Genomic DNA, 19,678 nt, shown 5'->3' with positions numbered 1-19,678 from the left:
GCGCCGTTGCGGCAGGATGCGGTCGGGGGAAGCTGCGCACTGACCGGATCATCCGGCGGCGCTTATCCCGTTCCGACATCTGTTCGGGATCGCCGGACACAGGTCCGGCGCGATCAGACGGAAACGGGCGGGGCGCGCGCCCTTCGCGCGCCGCCGGCGATCTGCCGGTGCAATGTCTGATGGTCGGGCCGCGCCAGATCGGCGAACAGCAACGCCAGTTCGACCGGCACCGGCTGCGGCACCGGCGCGTTCTGCGCGATCAGCGCGACCTGGACGCAGTGGCGCTCGTGCTTGCCGCCCTTGCCGTTTTCCGCATCGACGGGGATCGTGTCGCCATCCTCGGTCAGCCACACCTCGCGCGTGCCGTCGCTGGTGCACAGCACCAGGCGAATGCCGTCCGGCCCCGCCTGCCGCATGGTGCCGTCGGGAACGGTCCCAACAAGCACCAGCGCCAGCAGAAGCAGCGTCCGGGGAAGAAGGCGGGCGATCAATCGCATCGGCGGCTCAGCGCCCCTTGCCGGGAATGGCGGCAGGGCGGTCTTGCAGCGCGGCGTGAAAGCCCGCGAAGCGGCAATAAAGCGTCATTTCAGGTATCCAGGGATGGCATCCGGCCATGAGGGCCGGGACGTTTTCGGGTGGCGATAAACGTCAGGCCAGCGGTGGCGCCCGGGCCGGGCGCGCGGCCTCCCTGGTCAAGGATGACAGGCGCGGCGCGGACATCTCCGCCTCCGCCAGCGCCGGCAAGGGCGACAGCCGGACGTAATCCGGCGCCGCCTCGGGCAGATGGAACGCCGTCATCAGGCGGCAGGCATCGCAGCCCTTCTTGGCGCAGACCTTGTCGGAACTTGCACAAAGGTCACTGGCCACCAGCCCAAAGGCGGCGGCATAAATCTCGGCCCGTTCCTCGGCAGGCGAGGCGAAACGATGCGCGAATCCGGACGTCGCGATGGCGAACGTCAGGACGCAAAACAGCGTCCCCAGCAGGATTGGCAGTGCTTTCAACCTCATGACAACTTAGGTAGGCCGCCCCCACCAACGGTACAAGCGTGCAATCCCCTATGGGGCGATTTGTCCTGCGCCCTGCCGCGCACCCTGCCCGCTAGCCCTGCACTTCGCTCAACAATTCCGCAAACAGGGTCGGTTCCAGCGCGGAAGGCGCACCGTAGGGATTGGACATCGCGTAGATCGTAAACAATATGAACCCGGTATAGCCCGCGAAGATGCCAATCAGGATCAGGTTGTCGCGCTTGGGCGGGAAGGTGTAATAGCCCACCGACACCAGCAGAACCCCGACCAGCGCCGCGATCCAAAACACCGAACTCAGCCCGGACTTGGCCTGGTATTCGCGCAGGTCGCGGCTTTCGGCGATCACGTGGATCTTCTTCAGCATGTTGGCGCGCAGCGCCTCCTGCCGGGGTGTTGCCGGAACCAGGTCGAGCGTGGCGGCATAGGCCGCGCTCCATTTCCCCCAGGCTTCGCCCGACAGGGTGCCGTCTTGGGCCAGGCTGGCCCATTCCTGCGACGGGATGAAGCCCAAGTAATCGCGCAGCGCATCGCGAACGCCGTTCGCTTCGTCCCCGTATCTGTCGGCGTCGTAATAGACATCCGATATCGCGTTGACCTCGACCGCGCTTTCATAGGCTAACTGATGGTAATCCACCACCTCCGACGCAAACACCAGCGCCAGCACCAGGCCGTGCAGCGCCGAGATGCGGAACAGGACCGACCCGGCCAGGTCCCTTGTCCGTTCCTCCGGTTCCACCTGCAGCAAGAACCGCGTCGTGAAATAGACCATGAAAACCACCGCCACGGTCGCAATGATGATTGCAGCCCCGATAAGCATCCTGTCCCTTTCGGTTAAATACCTTTGCAATATGCGTTAAGCTTAAGCTGCACGCTTTCGTTCAGGCAAGCGGCCGGTGGCCCTGCGGGTGACGAAAACGGTAACCGGACGGCCCAGCGACGATCCCGGGCCTACCCCAGCGAGGGAGACCGCGATGGAACTCACCGAACACACGAAAGGGGCGATCTGGATCGCGGACTACCCGGTGCATTATGCCGGCACCCGCTTCAACGCCCGGATGACGGTGATCCGGCTGGCCGACGGCAGGCTGATCCTGCATTCGCCCGGCGACATCGACGCGGCGGGTGCGGCGCAGATCGCGGCGCTCGGCACGCCTGCCTTCATCGTCGCCCCGGGATCGTACCACTACCTGCACGTCGCCTCGGCCAAGGCCGCCTTTCCGGGCGCCGAGGTCTGGATCTGCCCCGGCGTCGAACGCAAGGCGCCGGACCTGCAATTCGACGGTTTCCTGTCCGACACGCCGCCCGAGGCCTGGGCCGGGGAGCTCGATCAATGCCTGCTGCGCGGCAACCGCATCGTCTGGGAGGTCGCGTTTTTCCACCGGGCCAGCAAGGTGCTGATCCTGACCGACCTGATCGAAAATATCGGCGACGACACGCCCGGCACCGACTGGACGCTGAAACTGTGGTGGAAGGCGGTGTTCCACATGTGGAACCACCCCAAACCGGCACCGGAATATCAAATCGGCTGGTCTGACAAAAAGGCCGCCAAGGCGTCGCTTGAACGCATCCTGGACTGGGATTTCGACCGCATCATCCTCGCCCATGGCGACCTGATCGACGAGGATGCGAAATCCGTCGCGCGGCAGGCGTGGCAGCGCCCGCTGTCCTGGTCCGGCTAAGCGCGGCGAAACCGCCCGGACAACCCACTGGCGAAAAAAGGTTTTGGAGAATCCCCGGCCCTGCCACTAGCATCGACCCGAAACGCCGCGCCCGAATTCGGCCCAGGAAAAGGAGCGCCACGCCATGCCTAGCAACCAATCCAACCCGTCCCGCCGCACCCGGCCCTTCGGCATCGCCCTGCGATCCGCCCTGATGCTGGCGGCCTGCGCGATGGGGGTCGCGAACCCTGCCGCTGCCGATCAGCGCGCGCAATACGACGCGGTACAGCCCAAATCCATCGTCGAACTGCAACCCTTTCGCAGCGAAGCCTCGGCCAAGCTGCCGGGCAGCGACACGGTGGTGCGGCTGATTTCGCTCAACCCGACGATCAATGCGTGGTTCCTGCTGCAGGTCGGCAAGCAATATTATCACCTCGAAAACCCCAATCCCGGTGGACAGAAGGTCAGCCTGGGCGCAGGCCCGTCGCTCACCCTGAGCGGCAGCGGCGGCGCGAGCTGCGCGCCCTGGGGCAACCCGTCCGAGCTTGCCCAAGCGGCGGCATCGCGACGGCCCTTCGCGACGATCTGCGGCGGTCGGCTCTACCTGCGCAACCGGGTGGCCGGCTCGACGCTCAGCATGCCGCGCGGCGCGCCCGCGGGCGGCGGCCAATCGGCGGGCGGCCCGCCCTCAGCAGCCCTTGCCGGTGCGCCCTCGGCGATCCGCGCCAATATGGGGCTCGGCCTGTCGGGCACGCCGCAGGGGCAGATGACCATGGGCGCCTGGCACCCGGTGTCGGGCCTGGCCGGGGTCTTCGCCAGCGCGATCCAACCCCGGGCGATCAGCCCCTCGGTGCTGCAAGGCCCGGGCACCGTCAACGCGCTGGACGGGTCGGAACTGTCCTCGACCGTCTACCTGGTCGCCTTCGATCTGTCGCGCTATGACCTGGGCTTTGCCGTCGGAACGCAGGACCCGAACCTGCAATGGTCGCCGCGCCCGCCCGGATCGGTGCGCGCCGCGGGCCTGCCGGGGCCGGACGGAGTCAGCACCCCCGCCCCGCTGGCGCCCTTGGGCATGGTCAGCCCCAACCTCGCCGGCCGTACCGTGGCGACCTTCGCCGGCGGCTTCAAGCGGCGCCAGGGCGCGTTCAAATGGGGGCCGTTCGCGACTGTCAACGGCGGGTCGCATTACGGCTTCGTCGAACAGGGCGTGATCTTCAGCAAGCTGCAGCCGGGGCTGTCGACGCTTTACGCGCTGAAAAACGGCCCGGTGCAGATGAAGACCTGGACCAAGTCCGATAACGGCCAGCTGTCCAAGGTCCGCTTCGCCCGGCAAAACGGCGTGGCCTTGATCGAAGGTGGCGTTCCCGGCCGCTACGTGACGCAATGGGGCCCCGGCAACTGGTCGGGGTCGGCCGACGCCAAGCTGCGCACCCTGCGCGCGGGGGCCTGCATGATCACCAAGGGCGGCAAACGCTTCCTCGCCTATGCCTATTTCCCGTCCGCCACGCCCTCGGTCATGGCGCGCACCTTCCAGGCCTATGGCTGCAGCTATGCCATGCTGCTGGACATGAACGCGCCGGAGCTCACCTACCTGGCGCTTTACGTCAACAGCGGCGGCACCACCTATATCGAACATATGGTGCCGCAGATGGCGGCGTCGGACAAACGCGGCGGCGCGGGGGCGATCCCGAAATTCCTCGGCGCCACCGACAGCCGCGACATGTTTTACGTCCTGCGCAAACGCTGAGGCCTGCGTCACTCGCCCTCGGGTTCCGCGAAAGAGGACAGCAGGCCGTCATGGTCCTCGGCCGCTGACAGCAGCAACAACTGGTCCTGCGCCATGACGGTGGATTCCGGCGTCAGCACGGTTTCCTCCTCCTGCCGGATGCGGGCGATCCCCTGTACCGTTTCCGGCAGCGCGATCCCGGCGAAGGGCGTTTCCGCGAACCCGTCCGGCACCGTCACCAGCGCCAGCCGCAATTCGTTCTTCAGCACCCCCACGGTGGACACCCGGTCGTGCTGTTCCAGCGCCTCGACCAGCGACCGGGCGACGCTTTCGTGCGGGGTGATGGTTTCCCCCAGTCCCAATTGGTCGATGATCGGCTGCAATTCGGGATTGGTGATCTGGGTGACCACCCGGGGATAGCCGATCGAACGCGCCACCGCCGCGGCGAGGATGTTCACATTGTCGGTATTGGTCAGCGCAACAAAGGCATCAGACCCGTCGCCGAACGCATCCTGCAACGTATGCGGCAGCGTCCCGTCGCCGTGGATCATGCCGCAATCATGGGTTTCGGCCAATTCGTCGATCCGGTCGCGGTCCTGTTCGATCAGCACCACGTCGTGGCCCCGCGCGATCAGCTGACGGATCGTGGCGATGGCAAATCTCGACGCCCCAAGAACGGTCACGCGCATGTCGGTTTAGTCCCTTCTGATCCAGGTTCCGGGCGCGGCAAGCACGAGAAGGCCGAAGAATTCCACCCGCCCCAGCAGCATGGCAAAGATCGTCAACATCTTCAAATCCCACGGCAGCTCCGGCCCGATCACCCCGGTCCCCGCCCCCACCGTCGACAGCGCCGAAACGATGTCGAACAGCGATCCGGCGGGCGGCAGCCCGTGCAGGGTGAAGGCGATCAGCAGGCCGAACGCCGTCGCCGCATAGGCCACTACCAGCGCCACGGTGAAAACGACCCGTTCAGGGTCGATGATGTCCCCGTCCAGCCGCAGGTACAGCACCGCCTTGACCGGGCTCAGCAGCCGCCGGACCATCAAGGACACGCTGCCCAGCAGCAGCCGCGCGCGGTCGATCTTCACCCCCCCGGCGGTGGACCCGGTCTGCCCGCCGATCATCATCAGGGCGATCAGCAGCACGAAGAAGGGCGACGGGCCGGGGACCGGCCCGATGGTGAACCCGGCGGTGGATTGCAGGCTCAGCACCGTCAGCGCGCCGTGCCAGAGCTGATCCGCCGACCCGTCCCCCGACAACAGCACGAACACGACGCTGGCGCACAGCGCCGCCAGCAGCAGTTTCAGCACGCTGACAACGCCCGAGGTCCGCATCGCGTCCCTCAGCCCCCGGCGATGGATCAGCACCGGGAAGGCCAGCGACAGCGCCCCCAGCACCGACATCAGGATCACGAAGCCCTGCGCGGCAACGGGATACGAGGCCAGGCTGTCACCGCGCGGCCCCATCCCCCCGGTGGACACCGCCGACAGCGCCAAAAGCGGCCCCTCGAACACCCCCGGCACCAGCAGCAGCGCCCCCGCGATGCCGATCCCGGTCACCGCCAGGTAGGCCCAAAGCAGCGCTTGCGCGTGGCTGCGGGTGGAGGTTTCCAGCCGCCCCTCGCCGAAATCGGCGAATCCCAGGGCCTTCGACACCGGCCCCGGGTCCATCAGGAAGGCCAGTCCCGCCACCGCGATGACCAGCCCGCCGCACCATTGGCTCCAGGCGCGCAGCACATGCGCCGCCGCGGGCAGGTCTTCGGGCACCGCGATCATGCTGAACCCGGTGGTGGTCAGGGCCGAGGTCGCCTCGAACAGCGCATCCACCGGCGTAAGACCCAGCACGGCATAGGCAGGCGCCGCCAGCAGCGCCCCCAGCACGAAAACCAGAACGACGGACAGAACCGCCTCGATCCGCCTTATATCCTCGGGCAACTCGGACCGGCGTTGCCACAGCGTGACCGCCCCCGCCAACAACGCCGGCCCCGCCAACGCGGCGGCCAGTCCCGCCTCACCGTCCAGCACCGCGGCCGCCAGCGGCGGCAGCAGCAGCACCTGGAACACCGCGCCCTGACGGAACAGCACCCGGCCCACCACCGGCCAGCGCGGGCGATAGGTCACCGATCTCTGCCCGGCGGCGGTTTTCCTTGAAAGACCCATGGCGGTTTCGCGTTCCGAAAGGGCCGGGCATTGGTCCCGGCTGTTGTGCATCTTGCCTCGCCAGATTGTGAATGGCGCGCCGCAACCGCATTGACCTGAGTCAAGGCGGCCCCACCGGGAAAACTGCACTCTTTTCCAACACATTCTGCAAGAGGAGGCAGGCGGCGCAATGCCACTCTCCCGCCAAAAACCGGCCCCCGCCCATCCGAAACAGCGGCAGGTCGAACTTCCCTGGACGACGCCGAAACCCGATATCGAGGACCCTAGGGCATCGGGGCTGATCGGCGCCATCCTGCAAAGCCCGGAATACCGGCAGGCGGACGAAGACGTCGCCTTCCTGCAGCGCGACGACACCCGCGGGGTGCGGCTGCAGCTGGATTACCAGAAGGCCGAAACCCTGTTCGAAGAACACGGCATCGCCCATTCCATCGTCGTCTTCGGCAGCACCCGCATCCCCGAACCGCGCGCGGCGCGGCAGAAGGTGGCGGATCTGGAAACGGCGCTGTCCGCCGCCCCCGGCGACAAGGCCATCGCACAGCGCCTCGCCATCGCGCGGCGGGTGCTGGACAAAAGCCGCTATTACGAAATCGCCCAGGAATTCGGCCAGATCGTCGGCCGCGCCGAGGGCGAAATGGGCAACAAGCTGGCGGTGATCACCGGCGGCGGCCCGGGCTTGATGGAGGCCGCCAATCGCGGCGCGCATGATGTCGACGCCTGCACCGTCGGGCTGAACATCAACCTGCCGCATGAACAATATCCCAACCCCTACCTGACGCCGGGCCTGTGTTTCCGGTTTCATTACTTCGCCATGCGCAAGCTGCATTTCCTGCTCAGGGCGCGGGCCTTGGTGGTGTTCCCGGGCGGCTTCGGCACGATGGACGAATTGTTCGAAACCCTGACCCTGATCCAGACCCGGAAAATCCCGCCGGTACCTGTGGTTCTCGTGGGCCGCTCCTACTGGCAACGCGCCTTCGACCCGGAATTCCTGGTCGAAGAAGGCGTGATCGACCCCGAGGACCGCGACCTGTTCTGGTACGCCGAAACCGCCGACGAAATCTGGGACGACATTCGCAACTGGTACGCAAGGTCGGGCAAGACCCTGACCTAGAAAAGACGACGGAGGAGGAGCCCATGCAGATATCTTTTCACGGCGCCGCGGGCGGTGTCACCGGGTCGTGCCACATGGTCACGGTCGGCAGACGCAAAATCCTGGTCGATTGCGGCATGTTCCAGGGCGGGCGCGAACTGCACAAGGAAAACGCCGGCGATTTCGGCTTCGATCCTGCCGAGGTCGACATCCTGCTGCTGACCCATGCCCACCTGGATCATTGCGGCCGCATCCCGCTGCTGGTGAAACGCGGCTTTCGCGGCGAAATCATCAGCACCGCCGCCACCCGCGACCTGACCCGGCTGGTGCTGATGGATTCCGCCCACCTGCACGAGGAAGAAGCGAAACACCGCCACCGGCACGGCCAGAAAGAAGGCCCGCTCTACGACACGATCGACGCGTTTGATGCCATCGAACGGTTCGGGCGCAGCGCCAGGTACGGCAAACCGATCGACCTGGGCCACGGCATCACCGCGACCTTCCACGACGCCGGCCATATCCTCGGCTCCGCCAGCATCCTGATCGAAGCCACCGAGGACGGCCGTAAACGCCGCATCCTGTTTTCCGGCGATATCGGCCCGCGGGAACGGCCGCTGCTGAACCCGCCCGACCCGCCGGGCGGGGTCGATGCGGTGGTGATGGAAACCACCTATGGCGACCGCGACCACCGCTCCTTCGACGACTCGGTGGAAGAATTCTACGACGCCATCGCCAGCACCGACCGGCGCGGCGGCAACGTGATCATCCCCACCTTCGCGCTGGAACGGGCGCAGGAACTGCTGTTCTTCCTGCGCGAAGGCATGGCGTCGAAACGGATCAGATCGACGCTCGACGTCTATCTCGATTCCCCGATGGCGATTTCCGCCACCAAGCTGTTCGAACGCCACCCCGAGGCCTTGAAACCCGAACTGGCCGACATGATCCGCGGCGGCCAGGACCCGTTCCAGCTGCCCGGCATCCACTTCGTGCGCGAAGCACGGGATTCGGCCGACCTGAACCGGGTCCGGTCGGGATCGGTGCTGATGGCCGGGTCGGGCATGTGCACCGGCGGGCGCATCCGCCACCACCTGCGCCACAACCTCGCCCACAGCGATTGCAGCATCGTCTTCGTGGGCTTCGCCGCCGAAGGCACGCTGGCGCGGATCATCGTCGACGGCGCGCAGAAGGTGAAACTGTTCGGCCACTGGATACCGGTCAAGGCGCAGGTCCACACGATCAACGGATTTTCGGCCCATGCCGGGCGCAGCGACCTGTTGGACTGGCACGGGCGCACCGGCACGCCCGAAGTCACCTTCCTGGTCCACGGCGAAGAAGATTCGACGCAAAGCTTCGCCAAGGCGCTGAAGGGAACGCGGGTCGAAATGCCCCAGCTGCATCAAAGCTTCGAACTGTGATGCCCGGGGCCTGTTAGGAGGAAAGCAAAATGTCGAATTACATCGAAGACCTGGAACGCAAGCTGGGCGAAATCGACGACGGGATCGCCGCCGCGCAAACCCGTTTCGATCACGGCGACGAAGGCGACAAGGTCAGCGCCCTGGCCGAACTCAGCCTGTTGCGCCAGCGCCATGACGACCTTGCCGAACGGATCGCTACGGCGAAGGAAAAGGGCGCCGATACCTGGTCCGCGCTGCATATGAGCTTGCGCGAGGAAGCAGATGCGCTGAAGGACACGTTCGAAAAATGGCTGACCAAGCTGATCTAGGGGGGGGCACGACATGATCGAATTCATGGAAGGCAGCGAAGGCGCCACCGTCGGGTTGCGCGTCACCGGCAAGCTGCACGAACAGGATTACGCCGAGCTGCTGCCGAAGCTCGAAGCGCTGTTCGCTGAACACGGCAAGCTCAGAATCCTGTTCTACGCCGATCCGGATTTTCAGGGCTGGGACATGTCGGCGGCCTGGCAGGATGCCGCCCTGGGGTTCCGCCACGCGTCGGATTTCGAACGCATGGCGATGGTCGGCGCGCCCGACTGGGTCGACTGGTGCGTCCGGCTGAGCGCGTTTCTGTTCAAGGGCGAAGTGCGGATTTTCGAGGCCGATCAGCTGGACGAAGCCTGGACCTGGATCAGGGGCTGAGCCCCGCGCTCACCCCTGCGCCACCGCCTCGGCCCCGGTCACGACGTCGAGCATTTCTGTCGTCGTCTTTTCCTGCCGCGCGATATGTTCGTTGCGGCGCAGGTCCTCGACCCGATCATTGATATTGCGCGACGCGGAATCCATCGCCCGCATCCGCGCGCCGTTTTCCGAGGCCAGGCTTTCCATCAGCGCATGGGCAATCTCGGCAAACAGGTATTCCCCGGCCAGCCGCGACAGCAATTCGCGTGGCGGGATGTGAACGACCGGCGACACCCGCCCCGGGCGCACCGACATTTCGCCAAAGGGCAGCACCGGTTTGGTCACCACGTCGAACACCGCCCCCGGCCTGTGCCGGGCGAAAACGATGCGCACGGATGCCGCGCCCGAAATCCGCGCCGCGATCCGCCGGGCCAGCGCGGTAACGCCCTGCACCCGCGATGTCATCGGGAAACAAGCATCCTCCGTCACGCCATGTTCCGACGCGGTGATCTGGCCGCGCCGCCCGACGATGACCAGCTCCTCATCCGGTTGCCTGATTTCCAAGGCGTGTTCGATCAGCTTGCCATTGAACAAGCCGACAAATCCGTTTTCCGACGCGATGACCAGCAGCACCTTGCCCGCCGCGCCGTTGCTCAGCACCGTGCCGCTTCCCTCGGGCAGCAGCAGATCGACCTCGGCAATGGCGCGTTCGACGAACTCACTATAGGCGCGGGTGCCGGCGAAGGCCTCCTGCGCCTCGCGCGCCCTAGACGCCGCCATCGAGCGCAGTGCGCCCACCAGCTCTCCCAGCTCGCTCAGGCTTTCCAGCCGGGCCCTGATGCGGCTCAGCTCTTCCATTCAGCCCTCCCCGGCCTCGGGGGTCAGATCGGCCACACAGGATTCGACCAGTTCCAGCAAAGCCGCGCGCGCCTCCTCCGACAGCTGGTTGGTCTCGTTGATCTCGGTCACCGCGCGGGGCCGCTCGGCGGGCAGCCGCGCCGCCAGCGCTTCGCGGAACTTGCCCACATCCGCCAGCGGCAGGGCGTCGATCTTGCCCTCCGCCACCGCCAGCAGCAGCGCCACCTGCAACGACAGCGGCAGCGGCGCATATTCGTCCTGCTTCAGGATCGCGCGCAACCGCCGCCCGTGTTCGATCTTCTTCGTCGTGCGCTCGTCCGCCATCGCGCCGAAGCGGGTGAACACCTCCAGTTCCAGGAACTGCGCGTAATCGAGCTTCAGCGTATCGGCCAGCGCCTTGATCGCGCCCGCCTGCGTCTTGCCGCCCACCCGCGACACGCTCATGCCGACGTTCACCGCCGGTTTCTGCCCCTCGTAGAACAGTTTCGGTTCCAGATAGACCTGCCCGTCGGTGATCGAAATCAGGTTGGTGGGAATGTATGCCGTCAGGTTGCCCGCCTGCGTTTCCGCCATCGGCAGCGCGGTCAGCGACCCGCCGCCGTTTTCCTGCGACAGCTTCGCCGCCCGCTCCAGCAAACGTGCATGCAGATAGAACACGTCGCCCGGATAGGCCTCGCGCCCCGGCGGGTTGCGCAGGATCAGCGACAATTGCCGGTACACGATGGCGTGTTTGGTCAGATCGTCCAGTACCAGCAGCGCGTGCCGCCCCTGATCGCGAAAATATTCCGCGATGGCGCAGGCGGCATAGGGCGCGATCCACTGCGCGCCAGGCGCATCGTCGGCGCCGCCCACCACGAAAACGCAACGCTCGGCAGCGCCATGTTCGCGCACCGCCTTGATCACCCGCGCCACGGTCGACGCCTTCTGCCCGATAGCGGCATAGATGCAGATCACGTCGGAATCGCGCTGGTTGATGATGGTGTCGATAGCGATGGTGGTCTTGCCGGTCTTGCGGTCGCCGATGATCAACTGGCGCTGGCCGCGCCCCAACGGGATCATCGCGTCGATCACCGTCATGCCGGTCAGCAGGGGTTCGGTCACCAGATCGCGGTCGACGATGCCCGGCGCGGGCCGCTCCACCGGGTCCATCCGCTCGCACTTGATCGCATCGCCATCGTCCAGCGGTTCACCGATGGGTGAAATCACCCGGCCCAGCAATCCCTCGCCCACCGGCACCCGGGCGACCTCGCCGGTGCCGTAAACTTCGCTGCCCGCCGATATGCCCTCGCCCGAAGACAAAAGGATGCAGCCCACCGCCGCCTCCTCGATGGTCATGGCAAGGCCCAGCGTGCCGTCCTCGAAGCGCAGCAATTCGTCCAGTTTCGTATGCGGCAGCCCGGCGACCCGGGCCACCCCGTCGCCGATCAGTTCGACCCGCCCGACACGGCGCAATTCCGGTTCGGGCTGCGCCTCGTCCAGCCGCTGCCGCGCCCGTTCGATCCAATCCTTCGCGTCCCGTTCCAGCGCCATCGCGTTACCCCTTCAGCTCCGCCGCCGCGCGCTTCAACCGGTCGGCAACCGAAAAGCTCAGCACCGCGTGGGGGAAGCGCAATTCGGCCCCGCCAAGGATCGCCGCGTCGGTTTCAAACCCGATTTCAGCCCCGGGAAACCGCGCCGCCATCGCATCGCGCCACGCGCCCTGCTGCGCCCCGGTCAGCGACGTGGCGGTGACGATGCGTAGGCCGTTCCCCGCCGCGTCGCTGCGCAGATCGTCCATGTCGGCCACGCCCAGACTGTCCAGACGGGCATTCACCCGCTCCAGCAACCCGTCGCCCTCCAGCGCGCCCTCGCCCAAAGCCTTGCGCGCCAGGTCGCGGGCCAGATCGGCGATCTGATCGCCCAGATCGTCCAGCGCCTGCTTGCGTTCCCGCCCGATACGCTCGCGCGCCTCCGACACCAATTCGGCCGCCTCTTTCTCGGCGGCCTCCAGCATCGCCTGCCGTTCGCTGTCCATCTCTGCGTGCAGCCGCGCTTCTTCCTGCCGCTGCGCCTCCGCCAGCTCCGCCTGCTTGGCCTCATACTCAGCCCGCGCCGCCTCCGCCGCGCGGGTCTTGTCCTCGGCCAGCTCCGCCGCCTTGCGGTCGGCGGCTTCGCGGGCTTCGATCACGCGCCGGATCGGCTGGTAGAGAAACCGGCTCAGCAGCCAGACGACGATCAGGAAATTGATCGTCTGAAGCCCCAGTGTCCACCAATCGATCTGCATCGGGTCAGCCGATGAACGGGTTGGCGTAAAGCAGCAGCAACGCGATGACGAGGCAGTAGATCGCCATCGTTTCGATCATCGCGAGGCCCACGAACAGCGTCCGCGACAGGGTGCCGGCGGCTTCGGGTTGGCGCGCGATGGCCTCCATCGCGGCGGCGATTGCGCGGCCTTCGCTGAAGGCGGGCATGATCGCGCCGAACGATACGGCGACGACCGCGCCGATCACGCTGACGATTTGAATGAGGTTATCCATTAAGTCTCCTTTCTCACGCCTCGACCGCGCCGACGGCGGCGGCGATGTAGACGGTGGCAAGAACGGTAAAAATATAGGCCTGGATGATCCCGATCAGGATGCCCAGCAACAGGAACGGGATGGGCACGATCAGCCCGGCGAGGAACACCACGATGGCGATGACGAATTCATGGCTCATCATGTTGCCGAACAGCCGGATCATCAGCGAAAAGGTCCGCGTCAGTTCCGATAGCACGTTCAGCGGCAACAGGAACGGGTTGGGTTCCAGGTAGTGACGCAGGTACTTCGCCCCGCCGCGCGCCCGGATGCCATAGGCATGGCTGGACAGGAACACGATCAGCGCCAGCGCGGCAGGCGTTTCGATATGCCCGGTAGGGGGCGACGCGCCGGGCACCACAGCGGCAAGGTTCGCCAGCACCAGGAAAATGAACAGCGACCCCAGCAGCGGCAGGAACGGCCACGGGTCGCGGCCGAGGATTTCGCGCAGCTGGGTGGCGATGGTGGTGACCACGATTTCCAGCGCCGCCTGCACCGGCCCGGCATCCACAGTCGGACGGCGCAGCGCGATCTTCAGGAACACCGCCAAGGCGGCCATGATCGCCCAGGTCGTCACCACCGCGCGGCTGATCGGTACGGGGCCTAAGTGGAACAGGATATCCGGGGCAAGGGGGCTGGCGTCCATCATCGCCTATCCCTCCCGCGCCCGGCGTAGCGCGACACCGCGCGCGATAAGGAACCCACCCAGCATCGATATCAGCGGCAACGCCCCGTGGCGCGCGGCGAACCAGAACCCGGCGGCGGCAAGGATCACCCGCAAAAACAGCGGCAGCGCGAAGCTCCACCAATTCGCGGTATCGCCCACGGCGGCCACCGAGCGGCCGATCAGGAACAGGTAGACAGCGCCAAGCGCGCCACCGGCGGCAAGCCAGGGAAGAATGTCGATTGCGTAATTCATTCCTCGTTCATCCTTCTCCAGGCCAGGTAGAACCCCAGGCCCGCGCCTAAAAAAGTCAGCGCGCCACTGAAGGTTACCCCCGTTTCGAAAACCCCGTCCAGCCAGCGCCCGACGAAGACCCCGATCAGCGTCGGCGCCACCACCAGCCAGCCCAGCGCGCCCACCATCGACAGGTTCTTCCACAGCGGCCTCTCGCCGTCCTTGTCCCATGCCTCGCGCCGTTCCTGGCGCTTGCGGATGGCGTCCTGCATTTCCTCGCGCGCCTCGTGGTTCTTGTCGCTCATCGGCCCGGCTCCGGCGCCGTGGTGTCGCGGTTGTCCAGCCGCGGCGGCGGCGTTTCGCTGGCCCGCCCGGCGCGCAGCACCCGTTCGACCTGCCGCATCGTCGCCAGGTGCAGGCGGGTGTCGGTGGTGCGGGTGACGTCCTCTTCCTCGTCGGCGCGGCGCAGCTCGTCCCAGACCGCAGCGCCGAGTTCCGGCAATTCGTCATGCCGGTATCCGCCGCGCGCCGCGATCTCCACGCGGGATCCATCGCGCACCGTCATCACCCCCTGCCGCACCAGAATGAAGCCTTCACGCCCATCCTCGGCCTGCCATGTCACCACGGAAATCGGCAGCACGGTCACGAAATCGGTATGACCCGGCAGGATGCCGAAGGCGCCGGTTTCATCCTCGGCCCGGACATGGCGCACGTCCTCCACATCCTCGATCATCGCCGTCGGGGTGCTGACCGTCAGCCTCATGACCCGCCCCCTTCGGCGCGCGCCCGCGCCTCGTCCAGCGTGCCCACCATGTAAAGCGCGCTTTCCTCCCAATCGTCCGCTGCGCCGTTCAGGATCGCCTCGCAGCCGTCCAGCGTGTCCTTGATCGAAACCGACGCGCCCTTGCGGCCGGTGAATTGCGACGTCACCGCGAAGGGCTGGGTCAGGAACCGGATCAGCCGCCGGGCGCGGCCCACCGCCTTGCGATCCGACGCGCTCAGTTCCTCGATCCCCAGCAGCGAAATGATCTCGCGCAGTTCCTGGTATTGTTCGATCAGCCGCCGGGTTTCCTCGGCGATGTCGTAATGCCGCTTGCCCACCACCGACGGGTCCAGCAGCGTCGAACTCGACGCCAGCGGATCGACCGCCGGGTAAAGCCCCTCGCTCGCCATGTCGCGGCTCAGTACGATGGCGCTGTCGAGATGGGTGAAGGTCGCCGCCACCGCCGGATCGGTGAAATCGTCGGCGGGCACATACACCGCCTGGATCGAGGTCACGGCGGCGTTGTGGACCGAACTGATCCTCTCCTCCAGTTCCGCGATTTCCGAGGCCAGCGTCGGCTGATACCCCACCCGCGATGGCAACCGCCCCAGCAACCCCGACACTTCCGACCCCGCCTGCACGAAGCGGAACACGTTGTCGATCAGCAGCAGCACGTCCTTGCCCATCTCGTCGCGGAAATGTTCCGCCACCGTCAGCGCGCTCAGCGCCACGCGCCAGCGCGCGCCGGGCGGTTCGTTCATCTGGCCGAAGACCAGAACGGTGCGGTCGATCACGCCGGATTTCTGTAGCTCCTGCCACAGCTCATGGCCCTCGCGCGACCGTTCGCCCACGCCCGCAAAGACAGACGTGCCCTTGTACTTGTCGACGATGGTGCGGATCAGTTCCATGATCAGCACCGTCTTGCCCACGCCCGCGCCGCCGAACATCGCCGCCTTGCCGCCATGGGCCAGCGGCGCCAGCAGGTCGATCACCTTGATCCCGCTGAGGAACAGATCGCCGCTCAGCTCCTGCGCTGCCAGTTTCGGCGGGCGGCGGTGGATCTTCCGGCGCGGCGTATCGGCGGGCAAGGGCGGGCCGTGATCGATCGGGTCGCCCACCACGTCGATCAGACGGCCCAGTACGCCGTCGCCCACCGGCACGGTGATCGGCGCGCCGGTATCTAAAACCTCGGTGCCGCAGGCCAGCCCGGCGGTGGCCTGGATGGCGACGCAGCGCGCGGTGCGCACGTCGCGGTGCTGCTGCACCTCCAGCGTCAGCCGCTGCTTGCTGTCCCACAGGACCTCCAGCGCGGTATTGATTTCCGGCAATTCACCGGCCTCGAACCGCACCTCCACCACCGATCCCGAGATTTTCGACACGACCCCGCGCGCGCCTGTCCGTGTCTGGTCGATGGGGCTGGTGTCGGTCATGGCTTACTGCATCATCGGAACGGAAAGGGGGCAGGACAGGATCGCATCCAGCCCGCGCGCCGGATCGGAACCGGAAACCGGCGGCACAACGATCGTACGGATTCCCACGCCATCTTCCTCCGTGCCCTGGGCTTGCGTCACGGTTTCTTGAACGCCATGCATCCCCGCGACAGCACAAGCATGCTACAGGTGAACCAGAAGACATTGATTCATGTCAATGGCTTGGCCGATGTCGCCGTGCTCAATGCACCCCGCAGCGGCCAAACCCGGCGTTGCGCCCCCCAATTCGGGGCCAAATGCTTAGAAAACGCTTAAACCCTGCGCCTTTACAGTGCTCGCACCCTTCTTATTCACAACTTCGTCAGATGCCCCGATGACCCCAGACCAAGCCACGCCGCAACCGCCCGAGCTTCGCCACAGGATCATGGCCGGGTTCATCGGCAACGTGGTGGAATGGTACGATTTCGCGCTCTACGGCTACCTCGCCGGGATCATCGCGCCGATCTTCTTCCCCTCGGAAAACCCCGCCGCGGGGCTGATCGCGACCTATGGCATCTTCGCCGCCGGTTTCCTGATGCGGCCCTTGGGCGCGGCGCTGTTCGGCTGGTTCGGCGATCGCTACGGGCGGGCGCGCACGATGCAGATTTCGGTGACGATGATGGCGATGCCGACGCTGTTCCTGGGGCTGCTGCCGACCTATGCGCAGGTGGGCATACTGGCCCCGGTGCTGCTGGTGCTGGTGCGGCTGCTGCAGGGCCTGTCGGTGGGCGGCGAATTTTCCTCCTCGGCGACCTACCTGGTGGAAACCGCGCCGCAGAACCGGCGCGGGCTGACCGGCAGCTGGGCCAATATCGGATCGATGAGCGGCTCGCTTCTGGGGGTCGGGGCGGCGGCGCTGGTGACCAACCTGTTCGACGCTGAAACCCTGTCGGCCTGGGCCTGGCGGCTGCCCTTCCTGGGCGGTGCTCTGCTGGGCACCAGCGCGATCCTGATCCGCCGCAACCTGCACAACTCCGAACGCTTCCAGCAGCATCATGAAGGCCGCGACGACACCTCGCCCCTGCTGCAGGCCTTCACCACCAACCTGCACGAAACCCTGCTGGCACTGGCCTTCGCCGCCAGCTACGGCACCTGTTTCTACATCGCCTTCGTCTACCTGCCCGAATGGCTGTCGAGCCAGGGGCTGATGCCGCGCGGCACGGCGTTGACGATCAATACCGCGATGACCTTGCTGGTGATCCCGGCAATGCCGCTGGCGGCGATCGTCGGCGACCGCTGGCTGCCGCGGCGCACATGGATCGGAATCGCGCTGCTGGCCGTGGCGCTGAGCGCCTGGCCGCTGCATGCCTGGATGATCGCCTCGCACGGCGCGATGGCGGCGGTGATCGCCACCCACACGCTGACCTTCGCGCTGCTGTCGGTGCCGCTGGGATCGGGCCCGGCGCTGTTCGTCGAAATGTTCCCCGAACGCGACCGGCTGTCGGGCTATTCGGTGGCGTTCAACCTCGGCATCGGCGTGTTCGGCGGGCTGACCCCGATGATCGCCACCAGCCTGATCGCCAGGACCGGATCGGCCATGGCCCCGGCCGCCTACATGGCCGTCGCGGGCGCGGTGGCGGTGATCGCCCTGGCCCTGACCCCCGACCGCAGCCGCACACCGCTGCGATGAGCGGGTCCCGGCGCCTTACCGGGGCCGGACCGTCTGATACCCTTCGCCCATGACGCGCAGCATGCCGCCGGCGATATCGATGACCTCGATATCCGGGGCCGCCGCCGCCACCTGCTTCGAGGCGCGCGAGGTCCGGTTGCCCGACCGGCAGATCAGCGACAGGGACTGGCCGTCCTTGAGATGCGGCCGCACCGCCTTCAGGAAGCTGTTCGCGTCGGTATAGGTAACCAGCAGGGCGCCTTCGACAACACCGGTCTGGTTCCATTCCTCGGGGCGCCGGATATCGACCAGCAGCGTGCTGTCGTCCTTGGCCAGCTCCTGCCCCGTCGCCTTCTTCAAAAGCACGGTGGACGGCGTTGCCGTCGCGCTCACATAAGCCCAGCCTGCTGCAACGACGGCGACAATCCCGCCAACCAAGAAAAAACGTCTACGCATTCTGCTTTCCTTATGTGAAACTCCCGCCCATGTAGGAGGTTGCCTGCGGCGGTTCAAGCCGAAGCGGCCGTTGACCTGCATCAAGGCCCCCTGAAAATCCCGCAATATATTTTTCCACGACGTTCATTTTCCCAACCAAAGTGACTGAGATGGAAAAGATTCAGAAATTCGTCGCCTTGGGATTCACGGTGGCATTCACGGTCCTTGCCGTGGTCTCGGCTGCAGGCCACGCGACCGCAAGCGAAACCCGCTCTGCCTGCAAGCAGGTCGAGGCGGATGGAAAGCGCATGTATCTGACCAGCAGCCTCACCCTGAACGACAACCATACCGGATGCGTGGAGGGGCGGAACGTCATCGATTTCATGACCGAAGAGGCGGCTCTCACCTACACGAACGAGTTGCGAGCGGCGGAACAAACGAGTTCCCTGATGCTGTGCACGATCATCGGCACGGGCGTTTCGGTGTCATCGCCGGTTCTCGGCCCGATCGCAGGTTTTGTCTGCTCCAGAATCGCCTTCGACACCAGGGAGCAATTGCGCGCCGGCGACCGGGTTGTCGAACTGGTGTCGTCCTGCTCCTTCGGCGGAGGCGGAGGCATGGAGACCCTGAACATCAAGGTCGCCCTGAGAATGACCGATGCAGGCCCCCGGCTCGTCTACCTTGCCGCGCCCCTCGGCAAGCTTCCCGACAAGGACGTGCTGGAAAAGATCATCGCGGAAGAGATGGAAAAGTTCGCAGCGAAAGACAGCGCACCGGAAACATGCGCGGAAGACACCGGCAAACCGGCCCCTGCCGGGCAGGAGGAGGCACAGAAAGCCGCGCTGCTCGACGGCAGATATTCCTGGGAGGCGGAGTTTTACAACAAGGACGCGGAGGAACGGCACGTTGAAACCTGTGAAGCGTCGGTCGGCGGCACGACCGTTCATGTCAGCTATACCTACAAGTCCGACAAATACCTCCACACGCGCCTGGATCTGACCCTGACCGGGCATTACTGGCCCGAGGACGCCAACGACATGCACAGCGAGGTCGCCAGCAACAAGGCCCATGTGAATTTCGAACTCGGGGAAATTTCCGGCACCTGGACGCTGTTCCGCGACGGATGGGGCAACGAGGAAAAGAAGGTCGAGGATGTGAAGGGAACCGACGACAGGTACTGGTTCTTCAGGACGCAGGATGGCGGCAAGACCTATGCCTTGCGATGGGCTGCCAGCCGGTTCTCTGGGGATACTTTCAGCGGCGATGCAAGCGGCGATTGCCTGTTCGACCCGGACAACCCGGGCAGGGACGGTGCCATCGGTCACAAGGTCACAATCGCGCGCACGTCCAATCCGTAGCCACG

At 66.0% G+C, this 19,678-nt stretch carries 23 protein-coding genes; 8 read left to right on the top strand and 15 right to left on the bottom strand.

What is annotated here, in order from left to right; all coding sequences use genetic code 11:
• Nucleotides 1-113: 113 nt before the first annotated feature.
• From GR167_RS17550 to GR167_RS17540, 3 genes are all read right to left on the bottom strand, one after another.
• The gene (locus tag GR167_RS17550) at nt 114-497 is read right to left on the bottom strand and encodes a DUF2946 family protein (RefSeq protein ID WP_160975035.1); all 384 of its coding nucleotides are present in this window, start codon (nt 495-497) and stop codon (nt 114-116) included.
• A gap of 151 nt (nt 498-648) precedes the next feature.
• Nucleotides 649-1,008: a polyketide synthase gene (locus tag GR167_RS17545; protein WP_160975034.1), complete on the bottom strand. Its 360-nt coding sequence runs from the start codon at nt 1,006-1,008 to the stop codon at nt 649-651.
• 91 nt (nt 1,009-1,099) lie between these two features.
• Nucleotides 1,100-1,843: a bestrophin-like domain gene (locus tag GR167_RS17540; RefSeq protein WP_160975033.1), complete on the bottom strand. Its 744-nt coding sequence runs from the start codon at nt 1,841-1,843 to the stop codon at nt 1,100-1,102.
• Nucleotides 1,844-1,997: 154 nt separating this feature from the next.
• On the opposite strand from GR167_RS17540, the gene GR167_RS17535 reads away from it, so the two are divergent.
• A complete protein-coding gene (locus GR167_RS17535) occupies nt 1,998-2,705 on the top strand; it encodes a DUF4336 domain-containing protein (protein WP_160975032.1) in 708 nt (235 codons plus the stop codon).
• Nucleotides 2,706-2,829: 124 nt separating this feature from the next.
• Entirely contained in the window at nt 2,830-4,431 is a 1,602-nt protein-coding gene (locus GR167_RS17530; RefSeq protein ID WP_160975031.1) for a hypothetical protein, read from the top strand.
• 8 nt (nt 4,432-4,439) lie between these two features.
• Here GR167_RS17530 and GR167_RS17525 read toward each other — a convergent pair whose 3' ends face one another.
• Nucleotides 4,440-5,099 (bottom strand): potassium channel family protein, encoded by a 660-nt coding sequence (locus GR167_RS17525; RefSeq protein WP_160975030.1) that lies wholly within the window; start codon nt 5,097-5,099, stop codon nt 4,440-4,442.
• 6 nt (nt 5,100-5,105) lie between these two features.
• Nucleotides 5,106-6,620, bottom strand: coding sequence for a TrkH family potassium uptake protein (locus tag GR167_RS17520; protein ID WP_160975029.1), 1,515 nt, complete (start codon nt 6,618-6,620; stop codon nt 5,106-5,108).
• Between the two features lie 118 nt (nt 6,621-6,738).
• Here GR167_RS17520 and GR167_RS17515 point away from each other — a divergent pair, with 118 nt between their 5' ends.
• Genes GR167_RS17515 through GR167_RS17500 form a run of 4 tightly spaced genes read left to right on the top strand, consistent with a single transcriptional unit; the run spans nt 6,739 to nt 9,752 of the window.
• A complete protein-coding gene (locus GR167_RS17515) occupies nt 6,739-7,677 on the top strand; it encodes an LOG family protein (protein WP_160975028.1) in 939 nt (312 codons plus the stop codon).
• A 23-nt stretch (nt 7,678-7,700) separates the two neighbouring features.
• Nucleotides 7,701-9,071 carry an MBL fold metallo-hydrolase RNA specificity domain-containing protein gene (locus GR167_RS17510; RefSeq protein WP_160975027.1) on the top strand — a complete coding sequence of 457 codons (1,371 nt, stop codon included), beginning with the start codon at nt 7,701-7,703 and terminating at the stop codon, nt 9,069-9,071.
• Between the two features lie 29 nt (nt 9,072-9,100).
• On the top strand, nt 9,101-9,379 hold the full coding sequence (locus tag GR167_RS17505; protein WP_160975026.1) for a hypothetical protein: 279 nt from the start codon (nt 9,101-9,103) through the stop codon (nt 9,377-9,379).
• A gap of 13 nt (nt 9,380-9,392) precedes the next feature.
• Nucleotides 9,393-9,752, top strand: coding sequence for a SpoIIAA family protein (locus tag GR167_RS17500; RefSeq protein WP_160975025.1), 360 nt, complete (start codon nt 9,393-9,395; stop codon nt 9,750-9,752).
• Between the two features lie 9 nt (nt 9,753-9,761).
• Here GR167_RS17500 and GR167_RS17495 read toward each other — a convergent pair whose 3' ends face one another.
• From GR167_RS17495 to atpD, 9 genes are read right to left on the bottom strand one after another with little or no spacing between them, the layout of a single operon-like run.
• Entirely contained in the window at nt 9,762-10,589 is an 828-nt protein-coding gene (locus GR167_RS17495; protein ID WP_160975024.1) for a F0F1 ATP synthase subunit gamma, read from the bottom strand.
• Entirely contained in the window at nt 10,590-12,119 is a 1,530-nt protein-coding gene (locus GR167_RS17490) for a F0F1 ATP synthase subunit alpha (RefSeq protein ID WP_160975023.1), read from the bottom strand.
• Between the two features lie 4 nt (nt 12,120-12,123).
• Nucleotides 12,124-12,852 (bottom strand): F0F1 ATP synthase subunit B family protein, encoded by a 729-nt coding sequence (locus GR167_RS17485; RefSeq protein WP_160975022.1) that lies wholly within the window; start codon nt 12,850-12,852, stop codon nt 12,124-12,126.
• Nucleotides 12,853-12,856: 4 nt separating this feature from the next.
• Nucleotides 12,857-13,105 carry a F0F1 ATP synthase subunit C gene (locus tag GR167_RS17480; RefSeq protein ID WP_160975021.1) on the bottom strand — a complete coding sequence of 83 codons (249 nt, stop codon included), beginning with the start codon at nt 13,103-13,105 and terminating at the stop codon, nt 12,857-12,859.
• Between the two features lie 13 nt (nt 13,106-13,118).
• Nucleotides 13,119-13,787: a F0F1 ATP synthase subunit A gene (atpB, locus tag GR167_RS17475; RefSeq protein ID WP_160975020.1), complete on the bottom strand. Its 669-nt coding sequence runs from the start codon at nt 13,785-13,787 to the stop codon at nt 13,119-13,121.
• 6 nt (nt 13,788-13,793) lie between these two features.
• Nucleotides 13,794-14,060, bottom strand: coding sequence for an ATP synthase subunit I (locus tag GR167_RS17470; protein WP_160975019.1), 267 nt, complete (start codon nt 14,058-14,060; stop codon nt 13,794-13,796).
• Complete coding sequence (locus tag GR167_RS17465) at nt 14,057-14,344, bottom strand: AtpZ/AtpI family protein (RefSeq protein ID WP_160975018.1); 288 nt, start codon at nt 14,342-14,344, stop codon at nt 14,057-14,059. Before GR167_RS17465 ends, GR167_RS17470 begins: the two co-directional genes overlap by 4 nt.
• Nucleotides 14,341-14,802, bottom strand: coding sequence for a F0F1 ATP synthase subunit epsilon (locus GR167_RS17460; protein WP_160975017.1), 462 nt, complete (start codon nt 14,800-14,802; stop codon nt 14,341-14,343). Before GR167_RS17460 ends, GR167_RS17465 begins: the two co-directional genes overlap by 4 nt.
• The gene (gene atpD, locus GR167_RS17455) at nt 14,799-16,232 is read right to left on the bottom strand and encodes a F0F1 ATP synthase subunit beta (protein ID WP_160975016.1); all 1,434 of its coding nucleotides are present in this window, start codon (nt 16,230-16,232) and stop codon (nt 14,799-14,801) included. The genes GR167_RS17460 and atpD overlap by 4 nt, the downstream gene beginning before the upstream one ends.
• Nucleotides 16,233-16,605: 373 nt before the next feature.
• On the opposite strand from atpD, the gene GR167_RS17450 reads away from it, so the two are divergent.
• Complete coding sequence (locus tag GR167_RS17450; protein WP_212770026.1) at nt 16,606-17,901, top strand: MFS transporter; 1,296 nt, start codon at nt 16,606-16,608, stop codon at nt 17,899-17,901.
• Nucleotides 17,902-17,916: 15 nt separating this feature from the next.
• Here GR167_RS17450 and GR167_RS17445 read toward each other — a convergent pair whose 3' ends face one another.
• The gene (locus tag GR167_RS17445) at nt 17,917-18,336 is read right to left on the bottom strand and encodes a rhodanese-like domain-containing protein (RefSeq protein ID WP_160975015.1); all 420 of its coding nucleotides are present in this window, start codon (nt 18,334-18,336) and stop codon (nt 17,917-17,919) included.
• Between the two features lie 149 nt (nt 18,337-18,485).
• On the opposite strand from GR167_RS17445, the gene GR167_RS17440 reads away from it, so the two are divergent.
• On the top strand, nt 18,486-19,673 hold the full coding sequence (locus GR167_RS17440; protein ID WP_160975014.1) for a hypothetical protein: 1,188 nt from the start codon (nt 18,486-18,488) through the stop codon (nt 19,671-19,673).
• Nucleotides 19,674-19,678: the final 5 nt, after the last annotated feature.

This window comes from Thalassovita mangrovi (assembly GCF_009857745.1).
GTDB lineage: Bacteria > Pseudomonadota > Alphaproteobacteria > Rhodobacterales > Rhodobacteraceae > Thalassobius > Thalassobius mangrovi.
This window is presented reverse-complemented; position numbering and strand designations above follow the sequence as displayed.